General features: G+C 61.5%; 22 protein-coding genes. 9 read left to right on the top strand and 13 right to left on the bottom strand.

Annotation, left to right across the window (positions count from 1 at the left end; all coding sequences use genetic code 11):
- Positions 1-7 precede the first annotated feature (7 nt).
- Entirely contained in the window at positions 8-280 is a 273-nt protein-coding gene (locus GTQ41_RS09790; RefSeq protein ID WP_047291471.1) for a hypothetical protein, read from the top strand.
- 22 nt (positions 281-302) lie between these two features.
- On the opposite strand, the gene GTQ41_RS09785 is transcribed toward GTQ41_RS09790, so the two are convergent.
- The 3 genes from GTQ41_RS09785 to GTQ41_RS09775 form a co-directional block, all read right to left on the bottom strand.
- The gene (locus GTQ41_RS09785) at positions 303-470 is read right to left on the bottom strand and encodes a metallothionein (RefSeq protein ID WP_080963240.1); all 168 of its coding nucleotides are present in this window, start codon (positions 468-470) and stop codon (positions 303-305) included.
- 1,001 nt (positions 471-1,471) lie between these two features.
- On the bottom strand, positions 1,472-1,927 hold the full coding sequence (locus GTQ41_RS09780; protein ID WP_047295127.1) for a DMT family transporter: 456 nt from the start codon (positions 1,925-1,927) through the stop codon (positions 1,472-1,474).
- 4 nt (positions 1,928-1,931) lie between these two features.
- Positions 1,932-2,417 carry a DMT family transporter gene (locus tag GTQ41_RS09775; RefSeq protein ID WP_047295129.1) on the bottom strand — a complete coding sequence of 162 codons (486 nt, stop codon included), beginning with the start codon at positions 2,415-2,417 and terminating at the stop codon, positions 1,932-1,934.
- Between the two features lie 114 nt (positions 2,418-2,531).
- Between GTQ41_RS09775 and GTQ41_RS09770 the strand changes: the two genes are divergently transcribed.
- Entirely contained in the window at positions 2,532-3,467 is a 936-nt protein-coding gene (locus GTQ41_RS09770) for a LysR family transcriptional regulator (RefSeq protein ID WP_047295132.1), read from the top strand.
- A 116-nt stretch (positions 3,468-3,583) separates the two neighbouring features.
- On the opposite strand, the gene GTQ41_RS09765 is transcribed toward GTQ41_RS09770, so the two are convergent.
- Positions 3,584-5,266, bottom strand: a complete 1,683-nt coding sequence (locus GTQ41_RS09765; RefSeq protein WP_047295134.1) for a methyl-accepting chemotaxis protein — start codon at positions 5,264-5,266, stop codon at positions 3,584-3,586.
- 162 nt (positions 5,267-5,428) lie between these two features.
- Entirely contained in the window at positions 5,429-6,745 is a 1,317-nt protein-coding gene (locus tag GTQ41_RS09760; protein ID WP_047295136.1) for a Na+/H+ antiporter family protein, read from the bottom strand.
- A gap of 365 nt (positions 6,746-7,110) precedes the next feature.
- On the opposite strand from GTQ41_RS09760, the gene GTQ41_RS09755 reads away from it, so the two are divergent.
- Positions 7,111-9,258 carry a methyl-accepting chemotaxis protein gene (locus tag GTQ41_RS09755; RefSeq protein ID WP_047295138.1) on the top strand — a complete coding sequence of 716 codons (2,148 nt, stop codon included), beginning with the start codon at positions 7,111-7,113 and terminating at the stop codon, positions 9,256-9,258.
- 125 nt (positions 9,259-9,383) lie between these two features.
- Here GTQ41_RS09755 and GTQ41_RS09750 read toward each other — a convergent pair whose 3' ends face one another.
- Genes GTQ41_RS09750 through GTQ41_RS09735 form a run of 4 tightly spaced genes read right to left on the bottom strand, consistent with a single transcriptional unit; the run spans position 9,384 to position 11,985 of the window.
- Complete coding sequence (locus tag GTQ41_RS09750) at positions 9,384-10,697, bottom strand: sensor histidine kinase (RefSeq protein ID WP_047295140.1); 1,314 nt, start codon at positions 10,695-10,697, stop codon at positions 9,384-9,386.
- Entirely contained in the window at positions 10,694-11,362 is a 669-nt protein-coding gene (locus GTQ41_RS09745; RefSeq protein ID WP_041070845.1) for a response regulator transcription factor, read from the bottom strand. The genes GTQ41_RS09750 and GTQ41_RS09745 overlap by 4 nt, the downstream gene beginning before the upstream one ends.
- Positions 11,363-11,365: 3 nt before the next feature.
- The gene (locus GTQ41_RS09740) at positions 11,366-11,677 is read right to left on the bottom strand and encodes a PepSY domain-containing protein (RefSeq protein ID WP_041070842.1); all 312 of its coding nucleotides are present in this window, start codon (positions 11,675-11,677) and stop codon (positions 11,366-11,368) included.
- Positions 11,677-11,985: a PepSY domain-containing protein gene (locus GTQ41_RS09735; protein WP_041070839.1), complete on the bottom strand. Its 309-nt coding sequence runs from the start codon at positions 11,983-11,985 to the stop codon at positions 11,677-11,679. The genes GTQ41_RS09740 and GTQ41_RS09735 overlap by 1 nt, the downstream gene beginning before the upstream one ends.
- Positions 11,986-12,201: 216 nt before the next feature.
- Between GTQ41_RS09735 and GTQ41_RS09730 the strand changes: the two genes are divergently transcribed.
- The 4 genes from GTQ41_RS09730 to codA all read left to right on the top strand — a co-directional run bounded on the left by GTQ41_RS09730 (position 12,202) and on the right by codA (position 16,761).
- Positions 12,202-13,281, top strand: coding sequence for a patatin-like phospholipase family protein (locus GTQ41_RS09730; RefSeq protein WP_047295142.1), 1,080 nt, complete (start codon positions 12,202-12,204; stop codon positions 13,279-13,281).
- Between the two features lie 95 nt (positions 13,282-13,376).
- Positions 13,377-13,733 (top strand): 6-carboxytetrahydropterin synthase QueD, encoded by a 357-nt coding sequence (queD, locus tag GTQ41_RS09725; protein WP_003223505.1) that lies wholly within the window; start codon positions 13,377-13,379, stop codon positions 13,731-13,733.
- A gap of 494 nt (positions 13,734-14,227) precedes the next feature.
- Entirely contained in the window at positions 14,228-15,499 is a 1,272-nt protein-coding gene (gene codB, locus GTQ41_RS09720) for a cytosine permease (RefSeq protein ID WP_047295144.1), read from the top strand.
- Between the two features lie 14 nt (positions 15,500-15,513).
- Entirely contained in the window at positions 15,514-16,761 is a 1,248-nt protein-coding gene (gene codA / locus GTQ41_RS09715) for a cytosine deaminase (RefSeq protein ID WP_047295146.1), read from the top strand.
- Between the two features lie 166 nt (positions 16,762-16,927).
- Here codA and GTQ41_RS09710 read toward each other — a convergent pair whose 3' ends face one another.
- Positions 16,928-17,908 carry a DeoR family transcriptional regulator gene (locus tag GTQ41_RS09710; RefSeq protein ID WP_047295148.1) on the bottom strand — a complete coding sequence of 327 codons (981 nt, stop codon included), beginning with the start codon at positions 17,906-17,908 and terminating at the stop codon, positions 16,928-16,930.
- A gap of 239 nt (positions 17,909-18,147) precedes the next feature.
- Here GTQ41_RS09710 and GTQ41_RS09705 point away from each other — a divergent pair, with 239 nt between their 5' ends.
- On the top strand, positions 18,148-19,299 hold the full coding sequence (locus GTQ41_RS09705; protein WP_047295150.1) for an MFS transporter: 1,152 nt from the start codon (positions 18,148-18,150) through the stop codon (positions 19,297-19,299).
- A 117-nt stretch (positions 19,300-19,416) separates the two neighbouring features.
- On the opposite strand, the gene GTQ41_RS09700 is transcribed toward GTQ41_RS09705, so the two are convergent.
- The 3 genes from GTQ41_RS09700 to GTQ41_RS09690 all read right to left on the bottom strand — a co-directional run bounded on the left by GTQ41_RS09700 (position 19,417) and on the right by GTQ41_RS09690 (position 23,463).
- Entirely contained in the window at positions 19,417-21,840 is a 2,424-nt protein-coding gene (locus GTQ41_RS09700; RefSeq protein ID WP_047295152.1) for a TonB-dependent receptor, read from the bottom strand.
- Positions 21,841-21,938: 98 nt separating this feature from the next.
- Positions 21,939-22,922 (bottom strand): FecR family protein, encoded by a 984-nt coding sequence (locus GTQ41_RS09695; RefSeq protein WP_047295154.1) that lies wholly within the window; start codon positions 22,920-22,922, stop codon positions 21,939-21,941.
- 40 nt (positions 22,923-22,962) lie between these two features.
- Entirely contained in the window at positions 22,963-23,463 is a 501-nt protein-coding gene (locus GTQ41_RS09690; protein WP_047295156.1) for a sigma-70 family RNA polymerase sigma factor, read from the bottom strand.
- A gap of 215 nt (positions 23,464-23,678) precedes the next feature.
- Here GTQ41_RS09690 and nhaA point away from each other — a divergent pair, with 215 nt between their 5' ends.
- Positions 23,679-24,887, top strand: coding sequence for a Na+/H+ antiporter NhaA (gene nhaA, locus GTQ41_RS09685; RefSeq protein ID WP_047295158.1), 1,209 nt, complete (start codon positions 23,679-23,681; stop codon positions 24,885-24,887).
- Positions 24,888-24,929 lie beyond the last annotated feature (42 nt).

Genomic DNA, 24,929 nt, shown 5'->3' with positions numbered 1-24,929 from the left:
GTACACAATGACCAGCATCTTCAGCCCGGCGCATCTGGATTATGGCCTGGACACCCTTTTCGGACGTATCACCAGAAGCGTGGACTGTCAGGTGGGTCTTGAAGCTGTCGAAGACGACCCCTATCGCTTCGCCCTGCGCGTACCGGCGCCGTTACCGGAGGACCTCGACCAGGCGAAAACCGTGGTGGTCAGGGTCGAAGGCCGGCGTCTGCAAGGCACGGTTCGCCAAACCGAACGGCTGGATGATGAAAGCCTGAAACTGCAAGTGGAGCCTGATTAGGCTCCACTTTTTTTGCGCGCGGTTATTTGGGGTGGGCGCAATGACAGCCTTTGCTTGAACACTCTTCACCGCCCTTGTGGTGGTGCGCGCAAGCCTCGCAGCAATAGTGTTTGCCGTGCACGGCGTAGGCGTGTTCGCCTTCCTTGATGGTGCATTTGCAGTTGGGGCAGTCGCATTTTCTATCGGGCATGGGGGCAGACTCCTTTTTGGGTGGTTGTCTGGGCTTGTGGGATAAGCCGTAAATAGCAGTGTAGGAGCTGCCGAAGGCTGCGATCTTTTTGATCTGGTGTTTTTTGCGGGATTGGGTGTATATCCGTTTTTTCGGGTGCTAGCGATATCGGGTGAATATCCGTTGCTTCGGGTGTTGCTGATTACGGTTCCGCCCTTACGGCGGGTCACTTTTTCCAAACGCCGAAAAAGTAACCAAAAAGGCTTCCCCCAGCGTACGGCACTTCGCCGAGGCTCAGTGTTCCCTCGCTACGGTGCCCATCCGGGGGCATCGCCTACGGTTTGCTTCGCTGCACCTCCTCTCGATGTATGCGGCTTCGCCGCATGGCGCTACGCGCCTCCCCCCCGGATGGACACCTTCGCTCGGCCTGCCGAAGGGGCTGAAGATCAAAAGCCAGATCAAGAGCCAAAGCCAAAGCCAAAGCCAAAGCAGATCAAAAGATCGCAGCCTTCGGCAGCTCCTACAGGGGATTGGGTGTATTCAGATAGAAATTGGTCGCTGTCAGGCCGCCTTCGCTGGCAAGCCAGCTCCCACAGTGGGATCGGGTGTTTTCAGTTAGAAATTGGTCGGCTGTCAGGCCGCCATCGCTGGCAAGCCAGCTCCCACAACTTTATTCGTGCACACCCCATGCGGCGAAGCCGCCCCACTCAACACGATGAGCGTTAGCTCGAGTACCGCTCTTGATCTGAGGGCCCGTCGGCCGGCTGAGTGGAGGGATTTATCCGGGGGTGGGAGCGCAGCGACCGTTTGGCGCAGCCAAACACAGCGAGAGGAGGTGCAGCGAAGCAAACCGTAGGCGCTGCCCCCCGGATGAATCCCGCAGCGAAGGAACCCGAGCCCAAGCGAGGGCCGAACGTCAGGGTAAAGCCCTTTGGTTACTTTGGGGCGTTTGCCAAAGTGACCCGCCGTCAGGGCGGAACCCTAGGTGGCCGTTACCACAGCAACGGATATTCACCCAAATCTCAATCAGAACGACGAACACTGCTGCGATACATAAAAACCAAAGCCAACCCCAGACAAACCATCGCCAACACCCGTGAAGACGAAAGCTCGATCGCCGGATTCCCCAGCCAGCCAAAATTATCGATCAACATCCCCATCCCCAATTGCCCGACGATCACCGCAACAGTCGCCACCGCCGTACCCACGACAGGCACAGCACCGACCATGACCATCATGTAAACCACACCAAACAGCGCCCCGGTGAGCTGCCACTTCGGCACGTCCAAGAGGCTGACCGCCTGCGCCGGCTCAAAAAACACAATCAACAATCCGGTGGTCACAGCCCCAACGACAAACGTCAGCAGACTACTGCGCAACACCCCGACGGTCTCGCCCAAGCGCCCATTGATCGCCGCCTGCACACTCAACACCGCACCAGCCAACACCACCACTGCCAACAAAATAACCAGACTCATCTCTTCAACCCCGCGCAATCAGAACCAATGCCACCACAATCAACACCAACGCCAGCCAGCGCTCGGCATTGACCTTCTTGCGCGTCGCGCCGAACCAGCCGAAATGGTCGATCAGTACGCTCTTGCCGACCTGCCCCGAGAGAATCGCGATCATCGTCATCGCAATCCCGATATGCGGCGTCGCCAGGGTCAGCACCACCACGTACATCGGCCCCAGAAATCCTCCGATCAACTGCCAGCGTGGCAGCTCGGTCAGCGCCGGGCCCTTTTGCGGCCCTGCGAACAACAGCAGCAAAAACAGAATCGCCGAACCCACACCGAAGATGCTCAAGGTCGCCCACAGATGCCCGACTTGCTCACCCAATGGCCCAAGCAATCCGGCCTCCACCGACAGGCCCATGCCGGCCAGAATCACCAGCGGCAGCAACAACAGGCGCAGCCCCGACCGGGTAACCGGTGCCGCCCCACTTACTTCATCCAGCGTTTGCATATTCAAATTCCCCTGCAAGTAAACGATGGCGCGGATTATCGGCTGGCGCCGCTGTGCGATAAATGGGAGCATCCAGACAACACTTTTGCGCAACTCGCACAACAGGACAGATTCATGCACGGGCTGAACGAACTGGGGTTCAAGACATTGAGGCTGTTTGTGGCGGTACTCGACCACGGCAGTTTCTCTGAAGTCGCCCGTCGCGAGGGCGTGGCGCCCTCTTCGATCTCGCGGCAGATCCAGTTGATGGAGCAGGCGCTGAACCAGCAATTGCTCTACCGCCACACCCGTGCCGTGACGCCGACCGAGGCCGGGCGCATGCTCGGCCACCATGCGCGGCTGGTGCTGGTGCAACTGGAAGAAGCCGAACAGGCGCTGCAGGAGCAGCAAAGCGAACCCACCGGGCTGGTGCGCATCAATGCGCCGGTGGTGTTCGGCCAGCGTCACCTGACGCCGTGGCTGGGGAAATTGTGCGCGCGCTATCCGAAGCTGCAACTGGACATCCAGCAGACCGACCATTACGTCGACCCGCTGCAGGAAGGTGCCGACCTGCTGTTTCGCATCGGCCCGCTGCACGATTCAAGCATGCAGGCGCGGATACTGGCACCGCACAGTTTTCAGGTCGCCGCCAGTCCGGCCTATCTGCAGCGCCACGGCACCCCGCAACACCCGGAAGATCTGGCGCAGCACCAGTGTCTTGCCTACAAAGGCGCAACCGGTCAGCAGCGCTGGTTCTTTCGTCAAGGTCAGGGCGACTGGACGCCGTACTCGGTCAAAGGCCCGATCACCGGCAACCACGCCGACACTCTCACCCAGGCCGCCGAACAAGGCCTGGGCCTGGTGATGTTTCCGTCATGGCTGATTGGTGAGGCGGTGCGTGAAGGCACGCTGGTGCCGGTGTTGCGCGAATATCAGGTGTCCAACAGTCTGGAGCCGCAGCAGATTGCGGTGCTGTGGCCGGGTAGCCGGCGACTGTCGGTGAAGGTGCGTACGGTGATCGACTTCTTCATCGAATGTTTCGGCGAAATCCCCTACTGGGACAGACCCTGAGCCTTACACCGCCCCTGTAGGAGCTGCCGGAGGCTGCGATCTTTTGACTTTGATCTTTTAAAGCAAGATCAAAAGATCGCAGCCTCCGGCAGCTCCTACACGGTTCGGCTAAAACGTTAAATTCGGAACTGCCCCACCAGTCTGCCCAACCGCTGCCCCAGCTCCGCCAGACTGCGCGAAGTCTGCGCGCCCAACTGGGTCTCATCCGCCACGCTGTCAACCGCCACGGCGATCTGATGCACGCTGCGGTTGATCTCTTCGGCCACCGCCGTCTGCTCCTCCGCCGCACTGGCGATCTGCGCGTTCATCGAATTGATGGTCGCAATCAGCTCGGCCATCGCATCCAGCGACGCGCCAGCCTGATTGGCTTGCGCCGAGGTGCCATCGCCCGCCTCGCTGGAGCGGCGCATCGCCTCGACCGCCGACTGCGTGCCCGCCTGCAAACGATCGATCATGCCCTGAATTTCCTGGGTGCTGATCTGCGTGCGGCTGGCCAGTGCCCGCACTTCGTCCGCCACCACCGCAAAGCCACGCCCGGCCTCCCCGGCCCGCGCCGCCTCAATTGCCGCGTTCAGTGCCAGCAGGTTGGTCTGTTCGGCAATCGAGCGGATCACTCCGAGCACGCCTACAATCGACGACACGTCTTGCTGCAGGCTGTCGAGCGATACGCCGCTGCTGCGAATGTCATCCACCAGCGCATGAATCTGTTTGATGCTGCCAGCCACCACGCGCTTGGCGCTCTGGCCCTCCTCGTCGGTCTGCTGCGCGGCCACCGCGGCGTTCTGCGCGCTTTTGGCGACGTCCTGGGCGGCGGCGGACATTTCGTTGATCGCCGTGGCAACCTGATCGGTCTCGTGACGCTGACGCTCCATCGCCTGATCGGAACGCTGGGCCTGATCCGATACTTGGGTCACCAGGCCGGTCAGTTGCGTGGTCATCTCGGTGATCTGTCGCACCAGGCCGTGGATCTTGTCGACGAAGCGGTTGAACGAGCCGGCCAGTTCGCCGAGTTCATCCTGGCTGCTGATGTTCAGCCGGCGGGTCAGATCGCCCTCGCCTGCGGCGATGTCGTCGAGGTTGGCTTTCATCAGGTTCAGCGGCCGCAAAATGGTGTTGGCCAACAGCATGCCCGCTGCGGCGATCACCAACAGCACCAGCACGGCCACGCCGACGATGCTGAGAATCACGCCTTGCATACGCTCCTGCACTTGCGCCTCGACCACCGCCACTTGCGCTTCAATGCCGTCGAGGTTGACCGACGTGCCCACCGCCATGTCCCACTTCGCCAGGTATTCGGTGTAGCCGAGTTTCGGCACCAGCACGTTGGCATTGCCCGGCAGTGGCGAGCTGTATTGCAGATAGTGGGTGCCGTCCTTGGCTACGCTCACCAGGCCGCGATTGACGTAAACCCCGTTGGGGTCGCGGTTGTCCTTGAAGCTTTTGCCCACACCTTCCGGGTCGTTGGCCTTGAACAGGCGTACGGTCTCGGAGTCGTAGCCGAAGAAGTAGCCGTCCTTGCCGTAGCGGATGCCCGACAGCAATTTGATCGCCTGCGCCCGCGCCGCGTTATCCCCGGGGGCGGCCGCGTCGTACAGCGGTTTGATCGTGGTCATCGCCACGGCGACGTAACTTTGCAGCGTGGCCTTGGCGTCGGCGAGCAGGCGTTCGCGGGTCTGCTCGACCTCGGTGTGCGCCTGCTGCTGGAGGATGAACAGCGTGGTCAGACTGATGACCAGCGCAAAGAGCAGCACCGGCAGGACGGCAAGGGACAGGACTTTAGCCTTGAGACTCAAGCGCATTGGGGGGGCTCACTCTTTTGGTTTTATTGGCGTGGTTAAAGGCGTTAACGGCACGCGCGAGCAAAAGTTGAACCCAAAAAAAGATCGCAGCCTTCGGCAGCTCCTACAGATATTGATGTAGGAGCTGCCGAAGGCTGCGATCTTTTGATCTTCAGCTTTTAATCAGAGGACCATCGCCGCCACCCAGCCGAACGCCAGCAGCGGCAGGTTGTAGTGCAGGAAGGTCGGGACCACGGTGTCCCAGATGTGGTGATGCTGACCGTCGATGTTCAGGCCGGAAGTCGGGCCCAGCGTCGAGTCCGAGGCGGGCGAACCGGCGTCACCCAGGGCTCCGGCGGTGCCGACGATGCAGACAATCGCCAGCGGGCTGAAACCCAGTTGCACGCACAGCGGCACGAAAATCGCCGCCAGAATCGGCACGGTGGAGAACGACGAACCGATGCCCATGGTCACCAGCAGCCCCACCAGCAACATCAACAGCGCGCCGATGCCCTTGCTGTGATTGATCCACGACGCCGACGATTCGACCAGGGTCTGCACTTGTCCGGTGGCCTTCATCACTTCGGCGAACCCGGACGCGGCAATCATGATGAAACCGATCATCGCCATCATCTTCATGCCTTCGGTGAACAGGTCATCGGTCTCACGCCACTTGACGATGCCGGACACCGAGAAAATCAGGAAACCGACCAGCGCCCCGATAATCATCGAGTCCAACAGCAGTTGCACAATGAACGCCGCCGCAATCGCCACACCGGCGATCATCAGGCTCAGCGGGTTGTACTGCACGGCCACTTGCTCGACCTGCTCGATTTTCTGCAGATCATAGACGCGCTTCTTGCGGTAGCTGATGAACGCCATGGCCAGGCCGAACAGCATGCCCAGCGCCGGAATGCCCATGGCGTGGGTGACGTTGATGCCACTGATGTCGACGCCGCTGCGCGCGACGTTGGCCAGCAGGATTTCATTGAGGAAGATGTTGCCGAAGCCCACCGGCAGGAACATGTACGGAGTGATCAGGCCAAACGTCATGACGCAGGCGATCAACCGGCGATCGAGTTGCAGCTTGGTCAACACATATAACAGTGGCGGCACCAGCAACGGAATGAACGCAATGTGGATCGGCAGAATGTTCTGCGAGGCAATCGCCACCACCCAGAGCAGGCCGATCAGCAGCCATTTGACGTTGCCGCCCCCGGTCGCGTGTTGCCGATCGACCATCGCCAGCGCCTTGTCGGCCAGCGCATGGGCCAGGCCGGACTTGGCAATCGCCACGGCGAACGCACCCAGCAATGCGTAGGACAAGGCCACGGTTGCGCCGCCACCCAGACCGCTGTTGAACGCCTTGAGCGTGGCATCGATGCCCAAACCACCGGTCAGACCACCGACCAGCGCACCGACGATCAGGGCGATCACCACGTGCACACGGGACAGGCTGAGGATCAGCATGATGCCGACCGCAGCAATCACTGCATTCATTTCATTACCTCAAAAACACGGCGATGACATCATCACCGCCAGACAGGATGAGTCCGCCAACGGTTAACCGGCGGATTGGCAAAGAGGGTCTTATTAGAAGGGCGCGCACTGTGCCGCAGAGTGGCGATGGTGTCAAAGCAACCGAATGCAACAACCGATGAACCACCCTGTAGGAGCTGCCGAAGGCTGCGATCTTTTGATCTTGTTTTTAAAAATCAAAATCAAAAGATCGCAGCCTTCGGCAGCTCCTACAGGGGATTGGTTGCATGCGGCAATCGGTCATATTGCGCTTGAACAATAAAGAAAGCCGAAACGCGGCCGTTACAGTGCAAAGTCTCAGATATTTATCGAATAAGGACGTCTCCATGTCGCTCAGACAACTTTCCATTCAATGGAAAATCACCCTGCTCGCCGGCCTGTGCCTGGCGGGCATCGTGACCCTGCTGGTGGGTCTTTCGCTGTACCGCATGGAGCACAGCTCCGAGCTGGTGAAGGCTTCGAGCATGGAGATGCTGACCGAGTCGGCCCAGGCGCGCATTGAATCGCAAGGCGAAGTGCAGGCTGCCGGGATTCGCCAGCAGTTCATGGACGCCTATCAATATGGCCACGGTTTTTCGCGGCAGGTGCTGTTCCTGCGCGAGCAGGCCGAGAAGCGCTTCCTCGATGCTTTTGACCTGCGCGAAGACATGACCCGCCAAGTCAAGTCCGCGCTGCAGGCCAATCCGGACCTGCTCGGCCTGTCGCTGGTGTTCGAAGCCAACGCGCTGGACGGCAAGGATGAGCTGTTCGCCGGTCAGGCCGAGCTGGGCAGCAACGACAAGGGCCGCTTCGCCCTCTACTGGTCGCAGCCGACTCCCGGCAAAGTCACCTCGATGGCTCTGCCGGAAAGCGACATGACCGACACCAGCACAGGCCCCAGCGGTCAGGCGGCCAATGCCTGGTTCACCTGCCCGCGCACCACGCTCAAACCGTGCGTGATCGAACCGTACTTTTATGTGATCGACGGCCAGAACGTGCTGATGACCAGCATCGTCTTTCCGCTGATGGTCAACGGCAAAGTCATCGCCTCGCTGTCGGTGGACATCAATCTCAACAGCCTGCAGGCGATCAGTCAGGGCGCGAGCAAAAAACTCTACGACGGCCAGACCGCCGTGAGCATCATCAGCCCCACCGGCCTGCTCGCCGGTTACAGCCCGGACGCCAGCAAGCTGAGCAAACGTCTGGATGCCGTGGACACCGTCAGTGGCGCCGAACTGCTGCGTCAACTCGGCGCCAGCAGCAGCGTCAGCAGCCTGCACAGCAACGGCCAGTTGAAAGTGCTGTCGCCGTTCCAGCCGATCCCCGGCGGCCCGTCGTGGGGCGTGTTGCTCGACGTGCCGGAAAAGGTGCTGGTCAGCCGCGCCGAAGCACTCAAGCAGCAACTGGATGCGAGCAACCACTCCGGCACCCTGATCGAACTGAGCCTCGGCGTGCTTGCGGCGCTGATCGGCCTGTTGCTGGTGTGGCTGATGGCACGCAGTGTGACCAGACCGATCCTCGGCGTGGCCAACATGCTTGAAGACATTGCCAGTGGCGAAGGCGATCTGACCCGCCGCCTGGCCTACGACAAAAAAGATGAACTCGGCCAATTGGCCGGCTGGTTCAACAAATTCCTCGACAAGTTGCAACCGATCATCGCCGAAGTGAAACGCTCGGTGCAGGACGCGCGCAACACCGCCGACCAGTCCTCGGCCATCGCGACTCAGACCAGCGCCGGCATGGAGCAGCAATACCGTCAGGTCGATCAGGTCGCCACCGCATCCCACGAAATGAGCGCTACCGCGCAGGATGTAGCGCGCAGTGCTGCGCAAGCCGCCGAAGCGGCCAAAGACGCCGACCGCGCCACCCGTCAGGGCCTGACCGTGATCGACCGCACCACCGCGAGCATCGACACCCTCGCCGCCGACATGAGCGCAGCGATGGTGCAGGTCGAAGGCCTGGCCGCCAACAGCGAGAAGATCGGTACCGTGCTGGAGACCATCCGCGCCATCGCCGAACAGACCAACCTGCTGGCGCTCAACGCGGCAATCGAAGCGGCGCGTGCCGGTGAAGCCGGGCGCGGTTTTGCCGTAGTCGCCGACGAAGTGCGCAACCTCGCCCGCCGCACGCAAGAGTCGGTGGAAGAAACCCGTCAGGTGATCGAGCAACTGCAGACCGGTACCCAGGATGTGGTCGGTTCGATGGGCAACAGCCATCGTCAGGCGCAGGGCAGTGTCGAGCAGGTCGGTCAAGCGGTGACCGCACTGCGCCAGATCGGTGATGCGGTGACGGTGATCAGCGACATGAACCTGCAGATCGCCAGCGCGGCGGAAGAACAGAGCGCGGTGGCCGAGGAGATCAACAACAACGTGGCGACCATTCGCGACGTCACCGAGTCGCTGTCCGGACAGGCCAATGAGTCGGCGCGGGTCAGCCAGTCGCTGAACAGCCTGGCGAATCAGCAGCAGAGTCTGATGGATCAGTTCCGGGTCTGACTGCATCACCCTCGCCTGTAGGAGCTGCCGAAGGCTGCGATCTTTTGACTTTGATTTTTTAAAAACCAAGATCAAAAGATCGCAGCCTTCGGCAGCTCCTACAGGGGGTTTGTGGGGAACCGGGGTTAGCGTTTGGGCAACTCGATCACCACCTTCAACCCGCCCCACTCGCTCTCGCCCAGCACCAGCAACCCGCCCCACGTCTCGACAATATCCCGGACAATCCCCAGCCCCAGACCATGCCCGTCAGTCTGCTCGTCGAGCCGCGTGCCACGGCTGAACACCTGAGTGCGCTGTTCTTCGGGAATCCCCGGGCCATCGTCTTCCACGCTCAGGGCGAAGCCGTCCGCTCGTTCGATCACGCTCAGCCGCACCTCGGCATCCGCCCATTTGCAGGCGTTGTCCAACAGGTTGCCGAGCAGCTCCAGCAAATCCTCGCGATCCCAAGGCAATAGCAGCCCCGGCGGCGCGACGTAGCTCAACGTCAGATGCTCGCCGTGAATCATGTTCAACGTCGCCAGCAGCCCCGGCAGTTCCGCATCACAATCAAACAGCGCGCCGGGCAGTGCATCACCGGATAAACGCGCGCGATTGAGTTCACGATTGAGCCGCTGCTGCACTTGCTCCAGTTGCTCCTTGAGGATCTTGCGCAGCTCCGGATGGGCGTCGAGTTTTTCGTTCGAAGCCAGACTCAGCAGCACCGCCAGCGGGGTCTTCAGCGCATGTCCCAGATTGCCCAACGCATTGCGCGAGCGCTTGAGACTGTCTTCGGTGTGCGCCAGCAAATGGTTGATCTGCGCCACCAACGGCTCGAGCTCGACCGGCACCTGATCGTCCAGTTGCGAGCGCTGGCCCTGTTGCAACTGGGCGATCTGCTCGCGCGCGCGTTCCAGCGGCTTGAGCGCGCGACGCACCGTCAACCGTTGCAGCAGCAGAATCAGCAGCAAGCCGGCCAGGCCCAGCCCGAGGCCGATCTGGCGCATACGCTGGAAACTCTCGCGCACCGGGGTGTAATCCTGGGCGACGCTGATGGAGATTGACTGCCCCAAACGCCGATAATCCGAACGCAACACCAGCAACTGCTGACCGTCCGGCCCCAGTTGCAAATTGCTGTGCAAACCCGGGTGCTCCAGCAGTGGCAGATCCTGATCCCACAGCGAACGCGAGCGCCAGTGGCTGTCGGCAAAATCGATGCGGAAGTAATGCCCGGAAAACGGTCGCTGATAGGCCGGCGACAGGTGCCGCTCATCCAGTTGCAAACCTTGCGGGCCACGCACCAGCGCCACCAGCAGGCTTTCGCTGTCGTTGCGCAGGCCGGCTTCGAGATAACGCTGCAAACCGACTTCGAACAACCACAGGCTGGTTTGCGCCAGTACCAGGCCGACGATCACCATCACGCTGATCAAACCCAGGCTCAAACGGCGCTGGATCGACCTCACGAAGCCTGCCCGCCGAACAGGTAACCCTGGCCGCGACGGGTTTCGATCACCGATTTGCCGAGCTTGCGCCGCAGGTGGTTGACGTGGACTTCGAGGACGTTGGAGTCACGCTCGGTCTCGCCGTCGTAGAGGTGCTCGGCGAGGTGGGTTTTCGACAGGATCTGTTCCGGGTGCAGCATGAAATAACGCAGCAGGCGGAATTCGGCGGCGGTCAGCTGAATCTCGCTGCCGTCACGAATCACGCACTGGCGACCTTCGTCCAGATGCAGGCCGGCGGCCTTGAGCGTCGGCTGGTTGGCCTGGCCCTTGGAGCGGCGCAGCAACGACTGCACGCGCAGGTGCAGCTCTTCAGGGTGAAACGGTTTGGTCAGGTAATCATCGGCGCCGGCCTTCAGGCCTTCGATGCGCTCGGCCCAGGAATCGCGGGCGGTAAGGATCAGCACCGGAGTCGACAGGCCACCGGCGCGCCATTGCGCCAGCACCTCCAGCCCGGGAACGCCAGGCAGACCAAGGTCGAGAATGATCAGGTCATACGGCTCGCTGCTGCCCTGATACACCGCATCGCGTCCGTCCGCCAGCCAGTCCACCGCGTAGCCTTGGCGCTGCAAGCCGGCGATCAATTCGTCAGCCAGCGGCACGTGGTCTTCCACCAGAAGCAAACGCATCGGTCAATCTTCCTTGTCTTTAACTAATTCGCCAGTATCGGCCTTCAGGTGCAGCTCGCGCGCCACGCCCTCGACGGTCAGCAGCTCGACTTCATACACGTAGACGTCGTGCTTTTCCTCCAGCTCGACTTCCAGCAGTTTCGCGCCGGGGTAGCGATCCAGCGCCTGTTGCAGCACCTGCTCCAGCGGCAGGATCACCCCCTGCTGCCGCAGCCGCAGCGCCTCGTCCTGATCGAGATCGCGGGCCATCGCCGCCGAGCAAACAATCACAAGCGCCAACGCCGTGCGGCTGGTGGCGCGAACATTAACCTTCATTACGTATCCTGATGATCCTTGAGAACCTGCCCAGTCACCGCGTCTAATTCCAGATCCCACTCCAGCCCTTGTGGATCACGCATTTCGACCTGGTAGACGTACTTGCCGTACTGCTCTTCCAGCTCGGTATCGGTGATGGTCGACCCCGGATGTCTGGTCAGCGCCGTGGCGTTGAGCTTCTCGAAGGAGACGATAGTACCAGCGTCGCGCAGGCGCAGGGCTTCGTCGGGGCCAAGATCGCGGGCATGGGCGAGGCTGGCGGTCAGACCGATGATCGCGGCAATGGACAGGGCAGTCAGGGTTTTCATGGATGTCTCCGTATTTTTATGTGCAGCTACGGTGAGCACCTTAGCGGGATCAACTTAACTGAAACTGAATTGCCATCATTGCCCCTGAAGGAGCTGCCGCAGGCTGCGATCTTTGATCTTGCCTTTAAAAATCAAAAGATCGCAGCCTGCGGCAGCTCCTACAGAGATCGGTAACATGTGCTTATAATTGTTCGCGTGCTAACGATCGAGACCGGTATGACTGCCATTCACATCAAGTTCCCCGCCCTCACCCTCAAGGCCGGCCCTCGGGCCATGGCGCGCATTCGTGCCGAAGGCCTGAACGCCGCCGACGTCGGCACCCTGCCCGGTGCGGCCGGAGGGCCGAAGGCGCTGGGGATTCAGGGGCTGGACCTGGCGTTGTTCGGCGAATGGCTGCCGAGCGCGCCGCGTGAGCGCTCGCTGATCGGTGCCTCGGTCGGTTCCTGGCGCTTCGCCAGCGCCTGCCTGCCGGACGCCGCTGAAGGCATCCGCCGCCTCGGTCAGTTGTACGCCGAGCAGAATTTCAACAAAGGCGTGACCATGGCCGAGATCAGCGCGAGCTCGCAGCGCATGCTCAATGACCTGCTCGACGGCCGCGACGCCAGCATCCTCAACAATGCCGACTACCGCCTGAACATCATGGTCGTGAAAAGCCACGGGCGCCTGGCCGATGATCACCGCGGACGCCTCGGCCTGGCGCTGGGCTCGGTGATCGCCGATAACCTGCGCGGTCGCGCACGGCTGTCGCGGCACTTCGAGCGCCTGATCGTTCACGACCCGCGCCTCGCCCCACCGGTGAATGCGTTGAATGACTTTCCGTCGCGCTTCGTCGCTCTCAATGCGGGCAACCTGCGCCAGGCGCTGCTGGCGTCCGGTTCGATCCCGATGGTCATGGAAGGCGTGCGCGACCTGCCGGGTGCCGGTGCCGGCACCTTCCGCGATGGCGGTCTGCTCGATTATCACCTCGACCTGCCCTACAGCGGCGATGGCATCGTGCTCTATCCACACTTCACCGACCGGGTGATCCCGGGTTGGTTCGACAAGACCCTGCCTTGGCGCCGCGCCTCGGTCGAGCGCTTGCAGGACGTGCTGTTACTGGCGCCTTCGAAGGACTATCTGGCGCGCCTGCCCTACGGCAAACTGCCGGATCGTAACGACTTCAAGCGCTTCATGGGCGATGCGCCGAGCCGGCAGAAATACTGGCACGCGGCGATGGACGAAAGCCGCCGCCTGGGCGACGAGTTTCTCGAATTGACCGCCAGCGGTCGCCTCGCCGAGCGCTTGCTGACCCTTTAGTCAGTGTTTTCCCGCATCGCCAAACACAAGCTGGTAAACTCGCCGCCTGCCCGAATCGCTGCGGCGAACGCCACCTGAACAGAGCCGAAAATACTGTGGAAATCTTCAAGGAATTTACTTTCGAATCCGCCCACCGCCTGCCGCACGTCCCGGACGGCCACAAGTGCGGACGCCTGCACGGCCACTCGTTCAAGGTGGCGATTCACCTGAGCGGCGACCTCGATCCGCACACCGGCTGGATCCGCGATTTCTCCGAGATCAAGGCGATTTTCAAGCCGCTGTACGAGCGTCTGGATCACAACTACCTGAACGACATTCCTGGCCTGGAAAACCCGACCAGCGAAGTGCTGGCCAAATTCATCTGGAATGAAATGAAGCCTCTGCTGCCGGAACTCAGCGCGATCCGCATTCACGAGACCTGCACCAGCGGTTGCATCTATCGCGGTGAATGATTGAACACAAATCCCCCTGCAGGAGCTGCCGCAGGCTGCGATCTTTTGATCTTGATCTTTAAAAACAAGATCAAAAGATCGCAGCCTGCGGCAGCTCCTACAGGGAAGAGTGTGTTGTCAGGGAAATAGAAAACAGCCTTCGCGGCTGTTTTTTTATGCCTATGCTTTTTGGCTCAAACCCGCCAAGAGGACACCTTGTCCAGGAAAACGCCCCGGAAGCGGTCATCGCCGCCCTGCTCAGATTCCTCTGACCCAACACCCAGCCCTTGTGGGAGCGAGCCTGCTCGCGAAAGCGGAATATCAGCCATTGCAGATGTCGCCTGACACGCCGCCTTAGCGAGCAGGCTCGCTCCCACATTGGGCCCGGGTGCATTCAGTTGCACCGCTTTCGCGCCAATCCACGTGTCTCGTCTATACATAACCCGCGCCAACCGGATTTGGCACGACCACTGCAACCTGCTTCGCGTCCCCCCCTCTTCAGCAAGGAACGCCCCATGACGCAGAACGATCCCGGCAACGACTACCCCCTCAGCGAAGTCCCGATGCATGCGCGAAAAGGCCTGGCCTCGACCGCCATGGTGTTACTGGGATTCACATTTTTCACCGCAACCATGTTTGCCGGCGGCAAGCTCGGCGTGGCCTTCAATTTTGGCGAGATGATGGCGGTGATCATCGTCGGTAACCTGCTGCTCGGGCTGTACGCGGCGGGGCTGGGTTATATCGCCTTCAAGAGCGGGCTTAATTCGGTGCTGATGGGGCGTTTCTGTTTTGGTGAGGTCGGCAGCAAACTCAGTGACCTGATCCTGGGATTTACCCAGATCGGCTGGTACGCCTGGGGCACTGCAACCGCCGCGGTGGTGATTGGCAAATACTTCGCGCTGGAGCAAGGCACGGTGCTGGGCCTGATGGTGCTGTTCGGCCTGGTGTTCTGCGCCACGGCGTATGTCGGTTATCGCGGCCTGGAGATCCTCTCGTACATCGCGGTGCCGGCGATGATGCTGCTGCTGATGCTGTCGATGTGGGTGGCGACCGTGAAAGTCGGTGGCCTCGATGGTTTGCTGGCGGTGGTGCCGAGCGGTTCGCTGGACTGGTCGACCGCGATCACGCTGGTGTTCGGCACCTTCGTCAGCGGCGCGACGCAGGCTACCAACTGGACACGTTTCTCGCGCTCGGCACGGGTTGCCGTGCTGGCGAGCCTGATCGGATTTTTCATCGGCAATGGCCTGATGGTGCTGATTGGTGCCTACGGCGCAATCGTCTATCAGCAGCCCGACGTGGTTGAAGTGTTGCTGCTGCAAGGCTTCGCCATGGCCGCAATGGCCATGCTCTTGCTGAATATCTGGAGCACCCAGGACAACACCATCTATAACTTCGCCGTCGCCGGTTGCAACCTGCTGCGCACCGGGCGGCGCAAGACTGTGACCCTGGCCGGCGCGGTGATCGGCACCCTGCTCGCGCTGCTGGGCATGTACGACATGCTGGTGCCGTACCTGATCCTGCTGGGCACGGTGATTCCACCGATTGGCGGGGTGATCATGGCCGACTTTTTCTTCCGCTGGCGCGGGCGCTATCCGCGTCTGGCCGACACACGGCTGCCGGCGTTCAACTGGCCGGGGCTGGGGGCTTACGCGGTCGGTACGCTCGCCGCGTTCCACTCGCCGTGGGTCGCACCGCTGGTAGGGATTGCCGCCGCCGCGCTAACGTATGTCATCGTTACCGGCCTGCTCGGCGCCCGTCGCGCCAGTGCGCCACTACCAGACCTATAAGAAGGATTCGCCTGATGCATATCATCAACGCCCGGCTGCGCAACCAGGAAGGTTTGCACGAATTGCACCTGGAAGACGGCCTGATCCGCAGCATCGGCCGCCAGACCGAAGCCCCGAGCCTCAACCCCGGCGACCTCGACGCCGGCGGCAATCTGGTGGTGCCGCCCTTTGTCGAGCCACACATCCACCTCGACGCCACGCTGACGGCCGGGGAGCCGCGCTGGAACATGAGTGGCACACTGTTTGAAGGCATCGAGTGCTGGGGCGAACGCAAGGTCACCATCACCGAAGAAGACACCAAAACCCGCGCCAGGAAGACCATTCAAGCCTTGGCCGCTCACGGCATTCAGCACGTGCGCACCCACGTCGACGTCACCGACCCGCAGCTCACCGCGCTCAAGGCGATGCTCGAAGTGCGCGAAGAAACCCGGCATCTGATCGACCTGCAAATCGTCGCGTTCCCACAGGAAGGCATCGAGTCGTACCGCAACGGTCGCGAGCTGATGGAAGAAGCGATTCGCATGGGCGCCGATGTGGTTGGCGGCATTCCGCATTTCGAGTACACCCGCGATCAGGGCGTCAGTTCGGTGAAGTTTCTGATGGACCTGGCCGAACGCACCGGTTGCCTGGTCGATGTGCATTGCGACGAAACCGATGACCCCCATTCGCGCTTTCTTGAGGTACTCGCCGAAGAGGCCCGCAGCCGCGACATGGGCGCGCGGGTCACGGCCAGCCACACCACGGCGATGGGCTCTTACGACAACGCTTACTGCGCGAAATTGTTCCGTTTGCTCGGTCATTCCGGGATCAGTTTCGTCTCGTGCCCGACCGAAAGCATTCACTTGCAGGGGCGTTTCGACAACTTCCCGAAACGCCGGGGCGTGACCCGGGTCAACGAGCTGCTGGAGGCCGGGATGAACGTGTGTTTTGGCCAGGATTCAATCGTCGATCCGTGGTACCCGCTGGGCAATGGCAACATCCTGCGCGTACTCGAAGCCGGGTTGCACATCTGCCATATGCTCGGCTACCGGAATCTGCAGAATGCGCTGGACCTGGTCACCGACAACAGCGCCAAAGCCATGCATCTGGGCGAACGTTATGGACTGGAACAGGGGCGCCCGGCCAACCTGCTGATTCTGTCGGCGGACAGCGATTACGAAGTGATCCGCAGCCAGGGGCTGCCGCTGTATTCGATTCGTGACGGAAAAGTGCTGATGCAGCGAAAAATGCCGGTGGTGGAGTTCAGCAGCCCTCTTGATTGACCGCCATTTCCTGTAGGAGCTGCCGCAGGCTGCGATCTTTGTTTTTGATTCTAAAAACAAGATCAAAAGATCGCAGCCTGCGGCAGCTCCTACAGAATGCTCGCGATCCTGCATGGCTATGCATTGCCCTGTGGGAGCTGGCTTGCCAGCGAAGGCAATCACCGCTTCAACCGATCAAGCGAGCCGTGCCAAACAACCTGACCCGCATCAATTCGCCCCGCTCTTCTTCAAGCAACACCGGCGCCGTCCCGCCCGGCATGACGACGTGCACCTCCCCGCTCGCCACCCAACCCACTGCCCATGCGGCACAGGCCACTGCACTGGCGCTGGTGCCGGAAGACGCCGTCGGTCCTTCACCACGCTCGAACACTCGGGCGACGATGCGCTGCGCTGACTCAAGCGCGGCCCATTGCAGATTGACGCCCGCCGGGCATGGCTGGCCGGCGCCCGTCGGCATCGCGTAGGCGATTCGGGTCAGGCCTTCGGCCCATGGCGATTGGCGCATTTGTGAGTTGTTCGGCAATTCGGCGATGTCGGTCAACAACGTTACGCAATGCGGATTGCCGATGCGCACGAACTGACTGTGCTGCCACGCGGAATCGAGTTGTGCCAACGGTGCTACGTGGCTCACCTCATGACCATTGAACATGCACTTTTCAACCTGCTGCGCACCCACCGCTGAAGGCCCGAAGCCCGGTTGACCAAGGTCCAGCCAGAAACCGTTCACGCCTTCGACTACGGCCGGTTTCACCGAGGTTTCCACGGCAACACCCTTGTCGTGATGCACTCGCAGCGACGCCCCTTCCGGCGGCATCAGCCCTTGCTCCAGCAACGACTGGGAAAAAATTGTCAGGCCATTGCCACTGCGCTCGGCCAAGGTGCCGTCAGTGTTGACGATCAGCACGTCGAACGGCGGCGCTGACTGGAACGGGCCGATCAACAGACCGTCGCTGCGGTGCGACTTGCTCCCCACCGGACGCTGGCCCTCGGGCCAGTCGCAACACAGGGCAATGGCCGCCTGACTCCAGGACGGTCTCGACACCGCACACTGCGCGGCTCCCATCGGCAAATCGATCCCCGACTCACGAAGTGCCTGCGGCGAAATCACCCCGTATATATTGCCCCGCGCATCGTAGAACTGCGTCATCACCGCCCCTGTTCGTCTTGTGGAAGCACTCACTTTAAACCGCGATCCCCTGTCGGCGTGAGCCTGCTCGCGATAACGGGCTGTCAGGCGCCCTGTTCATTGCCTGATCCACCGCTATCGCGAACAGTCTCATGCCTACAGGTTAGGATGTCGGCTGCCCCGCCCCGAGACCTGCGATCGAACCTCGCCGCGCGATGACTGTCATTCGGGGGACGCGACGTTTTTTGCCAAGGATCGATATGACCAGCCTCAACCCCCAAGACACTTTTGTCCCCGGACGCCTGCAGCAGATGTCGACGCGCATCGCTTTCTTCATCGCCGGCCTGGGCATTGCCGCGTGGGCGCCATTGGTGCCGTACGCCAAGGCCCGCGCCGGGCTCGACGAAGGTACGTTGGGCCTGCTGCTGTTATGCCTCGGCGTCGGCTCGATTCTCGCAATGCCACTGGCGGGGATTCTCGCCACGCGCTTCGGCTGCCGCAAAGTCGCCACCGGCGGCACCCTGCTGATCTGCGCGGCGCTGCCGTTGCTGGCGACGGTATCGTCGGTTCCGGCGCTGATCGCCACGCTGTTCATGTTCGGTGCCGGTCTGGGCACGGTGGATTCGACCGTCAACCTGCAAGCGGTGATCGTCGAAAGGGCCAGCGGCAAGCACATGATGTCGGGCTTTCATGGCCTGTTCAGCCTTGGCGGGATTGTCGGCGCAGCGGGGGTCAGTGCCCTGCTCGGCCTCGGTCTGACGCCGCTGGCAGCGATGCTGGTAGTGGTAGCGGTGTTGGCCGGCGCGCTGTTCAAGTGTGTACCGCACATGTTGCCGTACGGCAGTGAAAGCTCGGGACCCGCCTTCGCCATTCCCCACGGCATTGTGCTGTTCATCGGCGGCATGTGCTTCATCGTGTTCCTCACCGAAGGCGCGGCGCTGGACTGGAGTGCGGTGTTTCTTGCGCAGGAGCGCGGGATCGACACGGCGTACGCGGGATTGGGTTATGCGGCGTTTGCATTGACCATGACGGCCGGACGTTTGATGGGTGACCGGATCGTGCGGACTGTCGGTGCAACGCGGATCATTCTGTTTGGTGGTCTGTTGGCAGCTGCAGGTCTGTTTCTCGCGACATTCGCGCCGAGCTGGGAAGCGGCATTGGTCGGTTACGCACTGGTGGGTGCGGGTTGTTCGAACATCGTGCCCGTGCTGTACACGGCGGTGGGCAAGCAGACGGTGATGCCGGAGAGCATCGCGGTGCCAGCCATTACCACCCTGGGCTACGCAGGGATTCTGGCGGGACCGGCGGTGATCGGCTTTGTCGCGCATGCCAGCAGTCTGAGTTTTGCCTTCGGGTTGATGGCGCTGCTGTTGGTGGCCGTCGCCATCGGCGGCAAAGTCCTCAAGGTCTGAACCCCATCATTGTGGCGAGGGAGCTTGCTCCCGCCGGGTTGCGGAGCGCCCCGAAAAAATCGGGCCTGCTGCGCAGTCCAGCGGCAGCAAGCTCCCTCGCCACAGGGTCAGGCGTTATCAGAAACCGACACTGGCCTGTACAAAGAATGTGCGTGGCGCACCGACATACATCCCCGAGTTGTTGTCGCTGGAACGGGTGAAATACTGCTTGTCGAAGACGTTTTTCACCCCGGCGCCGAGCTTCAGGTTCGACACCTGCGGCCCGAAGTCATACCCGCCGCGCACGTTCCACGTCATGTAGCCGGGAATATCGCCGTACTGCCCGTCTGCCGAGCCTTCGGTGATGTAATTGCCGTTGAAGCTGCCGTCGGCGTTCATGCCGGTGCCAGGGGCGCGCTGTTTGGACTGGGCGAAACCGTCGATGTTGTAGGTCCAGCGGTTGATGTCGTAACGCAGCCCCACGGTCGCCACCTGCCGCGAATAGAACGGCAGATCACGGCCCTTGAAGCCCGGAATCTCACCCTCGTAGGTCGCGCGGGTGTAAGTGAAACCAGCGTTGGCGGTCAGCCCGTCAAGGCGTGGATCGAGCGCGGCCATGTCGTAATGCACCGACGCTTCGATGCCCTGATGCTTGGTCGCGCCGAGGTTGGTCCAGCCGACATCGTTGCTGATGTATTGCAGTTCGTCATCGAAGTCGATGTAGAACAGCGTCACTTCCCCGCCCCACACATCATCGTTGTAGCGTGTGCCGATCTCGTAGGTCTTGGCCTTTTCCGGCTCCAGGCCGTTGGCGGTCTGGTCACCCGAGCCGCCCTGGCCGAGCTGGAAATACTGCAGGCTGCCAAACGAGGTTTCGTAGTTGGCGAACAGTTTCCATGCATCCGACAGGTGATACATCACGCTCAGTGCCGGCAGCGGTTCGTTGCTTTCGATGCTGCGGTTTTTCTCCGGCACGCGCTTGCCTGCGGTGTCGAGCACGGCGCGGTCATGCCAGTCGGTGCTGATGTGTTCGAAGCGAATGCCCGGGGTGATGGTCCAGTTGCCGACGTCGATCTTGTTGTCGACGTACACCGAGTTGGCTTCGGTGCCACCGGTGCGGTCCTGGAACACATGGCCATCGGAGGTCGGGGTGACCACCGGCTGATTGTTGACCAGCGCCAGACGGCTCGACTGCTCGTGCATCGCCTCTTTCAGGTAGCGATAACCGACGCTGACTTCCTGAGTGGTCGGGCCGACATCAAACACCCGCGACACACGCGGCTCGACACCGAGGGTGTAGTAGGAACGCGGGTACGAACTGAGGGTTTTCTGGTCGCGGGCGGCGATGGTGCTGCCGCGAAAGCTGTCGGTGTAATAGGTCAGGATTTCTGCCTGGGTACGCTCGTCGATCTGGCGAATCCACTTGAACGATACGTCCTTGCGCCGACCGCTGAAGTTGTCGTAATCGCGCACCGAGTCGTACGGCTTGTCGTCGTACTGTTTCTGCGTCAGACCGCCGGGCATGTTGGCGCTGGCGTCGTAGTAATGGAAGTTGAGGCTGAAATCGTCCTGATCGGTCGGCGCCCAGTGCGTCTTGAGCAGCACATCGTCGATGTCGTTACCGTTGTTGCGCTCGCGGTAACCGTTGCCGTTGACCCCGGAATACAACAACGCCACACCCATGCCATTGTCGGCGGTGCCGCCGAGGAACGCCGTGTCGATGTGTTTCCAGCCGCCGTAACGGGAGGTTTCCAGGGTGGTGCCGATTTCCCCGGTGGCTTTTTCCGGGATGGCGCGGGTGACGAAGTTGATCACGCCGCCGACGTTCTGCGGCCCATAACGCACGGAACCGGCGCCACGCACCACATCGATGCTGTCGAGATTGCCGGAAGAGATCGGTGCCATCGACAGTTGCGGCTGGCCATACGGTGCGAACGCGGCCGGCACGCCGTCGATCAACACCGTGGAGCGTGGCGACAGTCGTGAAGTCAGACCACGCACGCCAACGTTCAGCGCGATGTCGCTGCCGCCGGTGCCGTTGGAGTCCTGCACCTGCACGCCGGGCACGCGCTTGAGCACATCACTGACGTTCATCGCGCCCTGCTCGACCATGGCTTCGCGGCGGATCACCGTACGCGCACCCGGGTGGTTCTGCACCACTGCGGCATCAGCGTCACCGAGCCAGTCGCCGACCACTTTGATGTCGGTCACACCCAGTTCCAGCGGGCCATTGCTGGCAGCGGTCGCGGCCGGTGCAAGGGTCACCGAGCCCTCATTGATCTGATACTCCAGGCCGCTGCCCTGCAACAACTGACGCAGCGCCTGCTCGGGAGAAAGGTTGCCGTCGACCGCCGGTGCCTGTTTGCCAGCAACCAGCTCCGGGCTGAAGAAAACCTGCAGCGAAGTTTGCTGGCCGAGTTCGCTCAGGGCCTGGCCCAGCGGCTGGGCGCGGATGTGAATGGCTTCAGCGGCGAAGGCCAGCGGTACGGCGGCATTGACCGCCAGCGCGAGAGCCAGCGGCAGCCAAGGGGATTTTTTGTTGTGGGCTGAGGTGTTTTTCACGTCGAACGTAGTCCTGTGGATCGCAAGAGTGTGCGTCTGTTAATGCAAACCAGTTGCAGTTGAACAGGAAGACGATGAACTCGAAAAAAACCTGAATGTTATTTGGAAATTATTTCCTGACTGCCATCGGCCAGGGTGCGTACGGCCACCGGCAGGATGTTTGGCAGGGCCTTGAGCAAGGCGTCGGTATTGTCGGATTTGAACACGCTGGTCAGGCGCAGGTTGGCCACCGTCGTGTTGGCGACCTTCAGCGGTTTGTCGCGATAACGCGAAACCTCCGCCACCACTTCGCTGAGGCTGGCGTTGTTGAACACCAGTCTGCCGCTGCGCCATGCCGTCAGTTCGACGGGGTTGACCGCATAGGCCGCAGCGACTTTGCCCTCGGCGTCGACATGGGTGCCGAAGCCTGCGGTCAGGTTGATGAAAGCATTGTCCGGTGCATTGCGCCCCTGCACCTTGACCGTGCCCTGCTCCACCGCAACCCGGGTTTGCGTGGCATCGCGGCGCACATCGAAACGGGTCCCGGTGACCGTGACCTTGCCACTACCGGTCTCGACCACGAACGGTCGCGCGGTGTCGTGCTGAACGCTGAACATCGCTTCACCTTCACTCAATTCGATGAGGCGCCGATCCTGCTCAAAACGCACCTGCAGACGGCTGCGGCTGTTCAGATCAATCACTGAACCGTCCGGCAACGCCACATGCTTGCGTTCGCCCAGCGCCGTGGCGAACTCGGCGTGATAGCCGCCCGGATGATTCAAACCACTGAACAGACCGAGCCCGAGCGCCACCGCCAACACGCTGGCGGCCACGGCATAACGCAGTAAAGGACGTCGCTCGCGGCGGGTTGACGGTGTTTCAACAAGCGCCTTGAGGCGTGGCGACGGTAACAGATCGGCGGCGGTCCACAGACCTTGCAGCAACTGGAATTCATCACGGTGCTGCGGATGCTGGTTCAGCCAGGCGTCGAAGCGCTGCTGCTCGTCGGCACTGATCAGCGGTTCCTGCAAACGCACAAACCAGCGTGCCGCCTCATCGCGCACCGTTGTTTGCCCGCACGCGCAATCACGGGTATCCATCATGGAATGTCCTGTCGGGCTGGGGATGAAAAGCGGCGGCCGCTCATGACTGCATGCCATCGAGACGGTCGCGCAGGTGCCGCAGGGTGCGAATCATATATTTTTCGACCATGTTCCTGGACAGTCCCAGGCGTTCGGCGATTTCTGCCTGAGTCAGCCCTTCGATCTTCTGCCAGACGAAAATCCTCCGGCAATTGAGCGGCAGTTCCTGCAGCGCCCGTTCGATGGAGTCGGCCAACTGGATCGCCTGCATGTAATGCTCCGGGTCGCCGGTTGACGACACACTGTGATCGATCGCCTGCGACTCCATGGCTTCCCGCCGATCCTCACGCCGATAACCGTCGACCGCGATATTGCGTGCGGTCTGGTGCAGATACGCCCGTGGCTGCTGCACCGCTGCCGAATCGGATTCGAGCACCCGCACAAAGGTGTCGTGCGCCAGATCCTCGGCCTGCGCGCGATTGCGCAGGCGCCGGGTCCAGGTGCCGATCAACTCTTCGTAATGCTCGAAAAAGCCGGGTCTGCGGGGCAGCATGGGGTTCATGACAGCGTGCTGGGGGAAAGAGGCGTGAATAGTAATGCTTCCTATTAAGCCCGGCAATTCATTCCTTGGAGACGCTCGATTCAAGGGTAATCGTCAGTAAAAACGCGCCTTCTCCCACCTATTGTGTAAAATGCCGCCCGGGTGCCACCGCAACAACGCGGCAGGGCAGGTTTAATTCAGCGCAGGTCGGGCCGCCGCGCGGAGTTCCCGTGCCTATGAGCCACGATCCGTCACGCCTGCAGGCTGCCCCTGCCCGTCAGCAGTCGCCGTCTGCTTTGGCCTTTCTTTCCCGATTTTTCGCCGCCGAGTCCGCCGGTGGCCTGATCCTGATGGCCGCCGCCCTCGCCGCGCTGCTGGTCGCCAACTCGCCTTGGGCGACCACCTACTTCTCGACCCTGCACATCAAAGTCGCTGGGCTGTCGATCGAACATTGGGTGAATGATGGCCTGATGGCGATCTTCTTCATGCTGGTGGGCCTGGAGATCAAGCGAGAAATGCTCGCCGGTCAGTTGTCGACCTGGGGGCAGCGCGCGCTGCCGGGCTTTGCCGCACTGGGCGGGATGCTGGTGCCCGCCCTGATCTACGTCGCGATCAACTGGGGCAATCCGCAGACCCTCAGCGGCTGGGCGATCCCCGCAGCCACCGACATTGCTTTCGCTCTGGGCGTACTGTCGCTGCTGGGCAAACGGGTGCCAGTGTCGCTGAAAATTTTCCTCTCCGCGCTGGCCATTCTTGATGATCTGGGTGCAGTGGTGATCATCGCGATTTTCTACACCAGCGGCCTGTCGATAAGCATGCTGTTGGCCTCGTTGGCGGTGATCGCATTGCTGGTGATCCTCAACCGCTGCGGCGTCAGAAAGCTGTGGCCGTACCTGATCGCTGGCGCCCTGCTGTGGTTCTTCATGCTGCAATCGGGGATCCACGCGACCCTCGCCGGGGTGATTCTGGCCCTGTGCATTCCGCTGGGTAACCCGGAAGACGAGCACAACTCGCCGCTGCTCTACCTCGAAGAAAAAATGCATCCGTGGGTGGCGTTCGCCGTGGTGCCGATCTTCGGCTTCGCCAACGCGGGCGTGTCATTGAGCGGCATTTCCCCGAGCAACCTGCTTGAGCCGGTGCCGCTGGGCGTCGCGTTGGGCCTGTTGTTCGGCAAGCAGATCGGCATCCTCGGCCTCGGCGCCCTGGCGATTCGCAGTGGTCTGGCGCAACTGCCGCAAGGCGCGAGCTGGCTGCAACTGTACGGCGTCGCCCTGCTCTGCGGGATCGGCTTCACCATGAGCCTGTTCATTGGCGCACTGGCCTTTCCGGGCGCGCCGCATTTGGTCGATTCGGTGAAGGTCGGTGTGTTGCTGGGTTCGATCCTGTCGGCGCTGCTGGCGGTGGTCGTGCTGATGAATGCGGGTAAGGCGAAGGCTTCGAGCTGACTTCAAGGTCTCATCGAAACAAAAAACAATGTGGGAGCGAGC

The sequence above is a fragment of the Pseudomonas sp. AN-B15 genome (assembly GCF_019056475.1).
In the GTDB taxonomy this organism is placed as follows: domain Bacteria; phylum Pseudomonadota; class Gammaproteobacteria; order Pseudomonadales; family Pseudomonadaceae; genus Aquipseudomonas; species Aquipseudomonas parakoreensis.
The sequence above is the reverse complement of the archived record's forward strand: the minus strand, read 5'-3'. Positions and strand labels throughout refer to the sequence as shown.

Excerpts from the sequence above, each read along its gene's own strand:
- GTQ41_RS09690 (WP_047295156.1), bottom strand. The coding sequence starts at position 23,463 with ATGAACCCCATGCTGCCCCGCAGACCCGGCTTTTTCGAGCATTACGAA.
- GTQ41_RS09755 (WP_047295138.1), top strand. The coding sequence starts at position 7,111 with ATGTCGCTCAGACAACTTTCCATTCAATGGAAAATCACCCTGCTCGCC.
- GTQ41_RS09730 (WP_047295142.1), top strand. The coding sequence starts at position 12,202 with ATGACTGCCATTCACATCAAGTTCCCCGCCCTCACCCTCAAGGCCGGC.
- GTQ41_RS09770 (WP_047295132.1), top strand. The coding sequence starts at position 2,532 with ATGCACGGGCTGAACGAACTGGGGTTCAAGACATTGAGGCTGTTTGTG.
- GTQ41_RS09705 (WP_047295150.1), top strand. The coding sequence starts at position 18,148 with ATGACCAGCCTCAACCCCCAAGACACTTTTGTCCCCGGACGCCTGCAG.
- GTQ41_RS09710 (WP_047295148.1), bottom strand. The coding sequence starts at position 17,908 with ATGACGCAGTTCTACGATGCGCGGGGCAATATATACGGGGTGATTTCG.
- nhaA (WP_047295158.1), top strand. The coding sequence starts at position 23,679 with ATGAGCCACGATCCGTCACGCCTGCAGGCTGCCCCTGCCCGTCAGCAG.
- GTQ41_RS09780 (WP_047295127.1), bottom strand. The coding sequence starts at position 1,927 with ATGAGTCTGGTTATTTTGTTGGCAGTGGTGGTGTTGGCTGGTGCGGTG.
- GTQ41_RS09695 (WP_047295154.1), bottom strand. The coding sequence starts at position 22,922 with ATGATGGATACCCGTGATTGCGCGTGCGGGCAAACAACGGTGCGCGAT.
- codB (WP_047295144.1), top strand. The coding sequence starts at position 14,228 with ATGACGCAGAACGATCCCGGCAACGACTACCCCCTCAGCGAAGTCCCG.
- codA (WP_047295146.1), top strand. The coding sequence starts at position 15,514 with ATGCATATCATCAACGCCCGGCTGCGCAACCAGGAAGGTTTGCACGAA.
- GTQ41_RS09740 (WP_041070842.1), bottom strand. The coding sequence starts at position 11,677 with ATGAAGGTTAATGTTCGCGCCACCAGCCGCACGGCGTTGGCGCTTGTG.
- GTQ41_RS09735 (WP_041070839.1), bottom strand. The coding sequence starts at position 11,985 with ATGAAAACCCTGACTGCCCTGTCCATTGCCGCGATCATCGGTCTGACC.
- GTQ41_RS09765 (WP_047295134.1), bottom strand. The coding sequence starts at position 5,266 with ATGCGCTTGAGTCTCAAGGCTAAAGTCCTGTCCCTTGCCGTCCTGCCG.
- GTQ41_RS09790 (WP_047291471.1), top strand. The coding sequence starts at position 8 with ATGACCAGCATCTTCAGCCCGGCGCATCTGGATTATGGCCTGGACACC.
- GTQ41_RS09785 (WP_080963240.1), bottom strand. The coding sequence starts at position 470 with ATGCCCGATAGAAAATGCGACTGCCCCAACTGCAAATGCACCATCAAG.
- GTQ41_RS09760 (WP_047295136.1), bottom strand. The coding sequence starts at position 6,745 with ATGAATGCAGTGATTGCTGCGGTCGGCATCATGCTGATCCTCAGCCTG.
- GTQ41_RS09745 (WP_041070845.1), bottom strand. The coding sequence starts at position 11,362 with ATGCGTTTGCTTCTGGTGGAAGACCACGTGCCGCTGGCTGACGAATTG.
- GTQ41_RS09775 (WP_047295129.1), bottom strand. The coding sequence starts at position 2,417 with ATGCAAACGCTGGATGAAGTAAGTGGGGCGGCACCGGTTACCCGGTCG.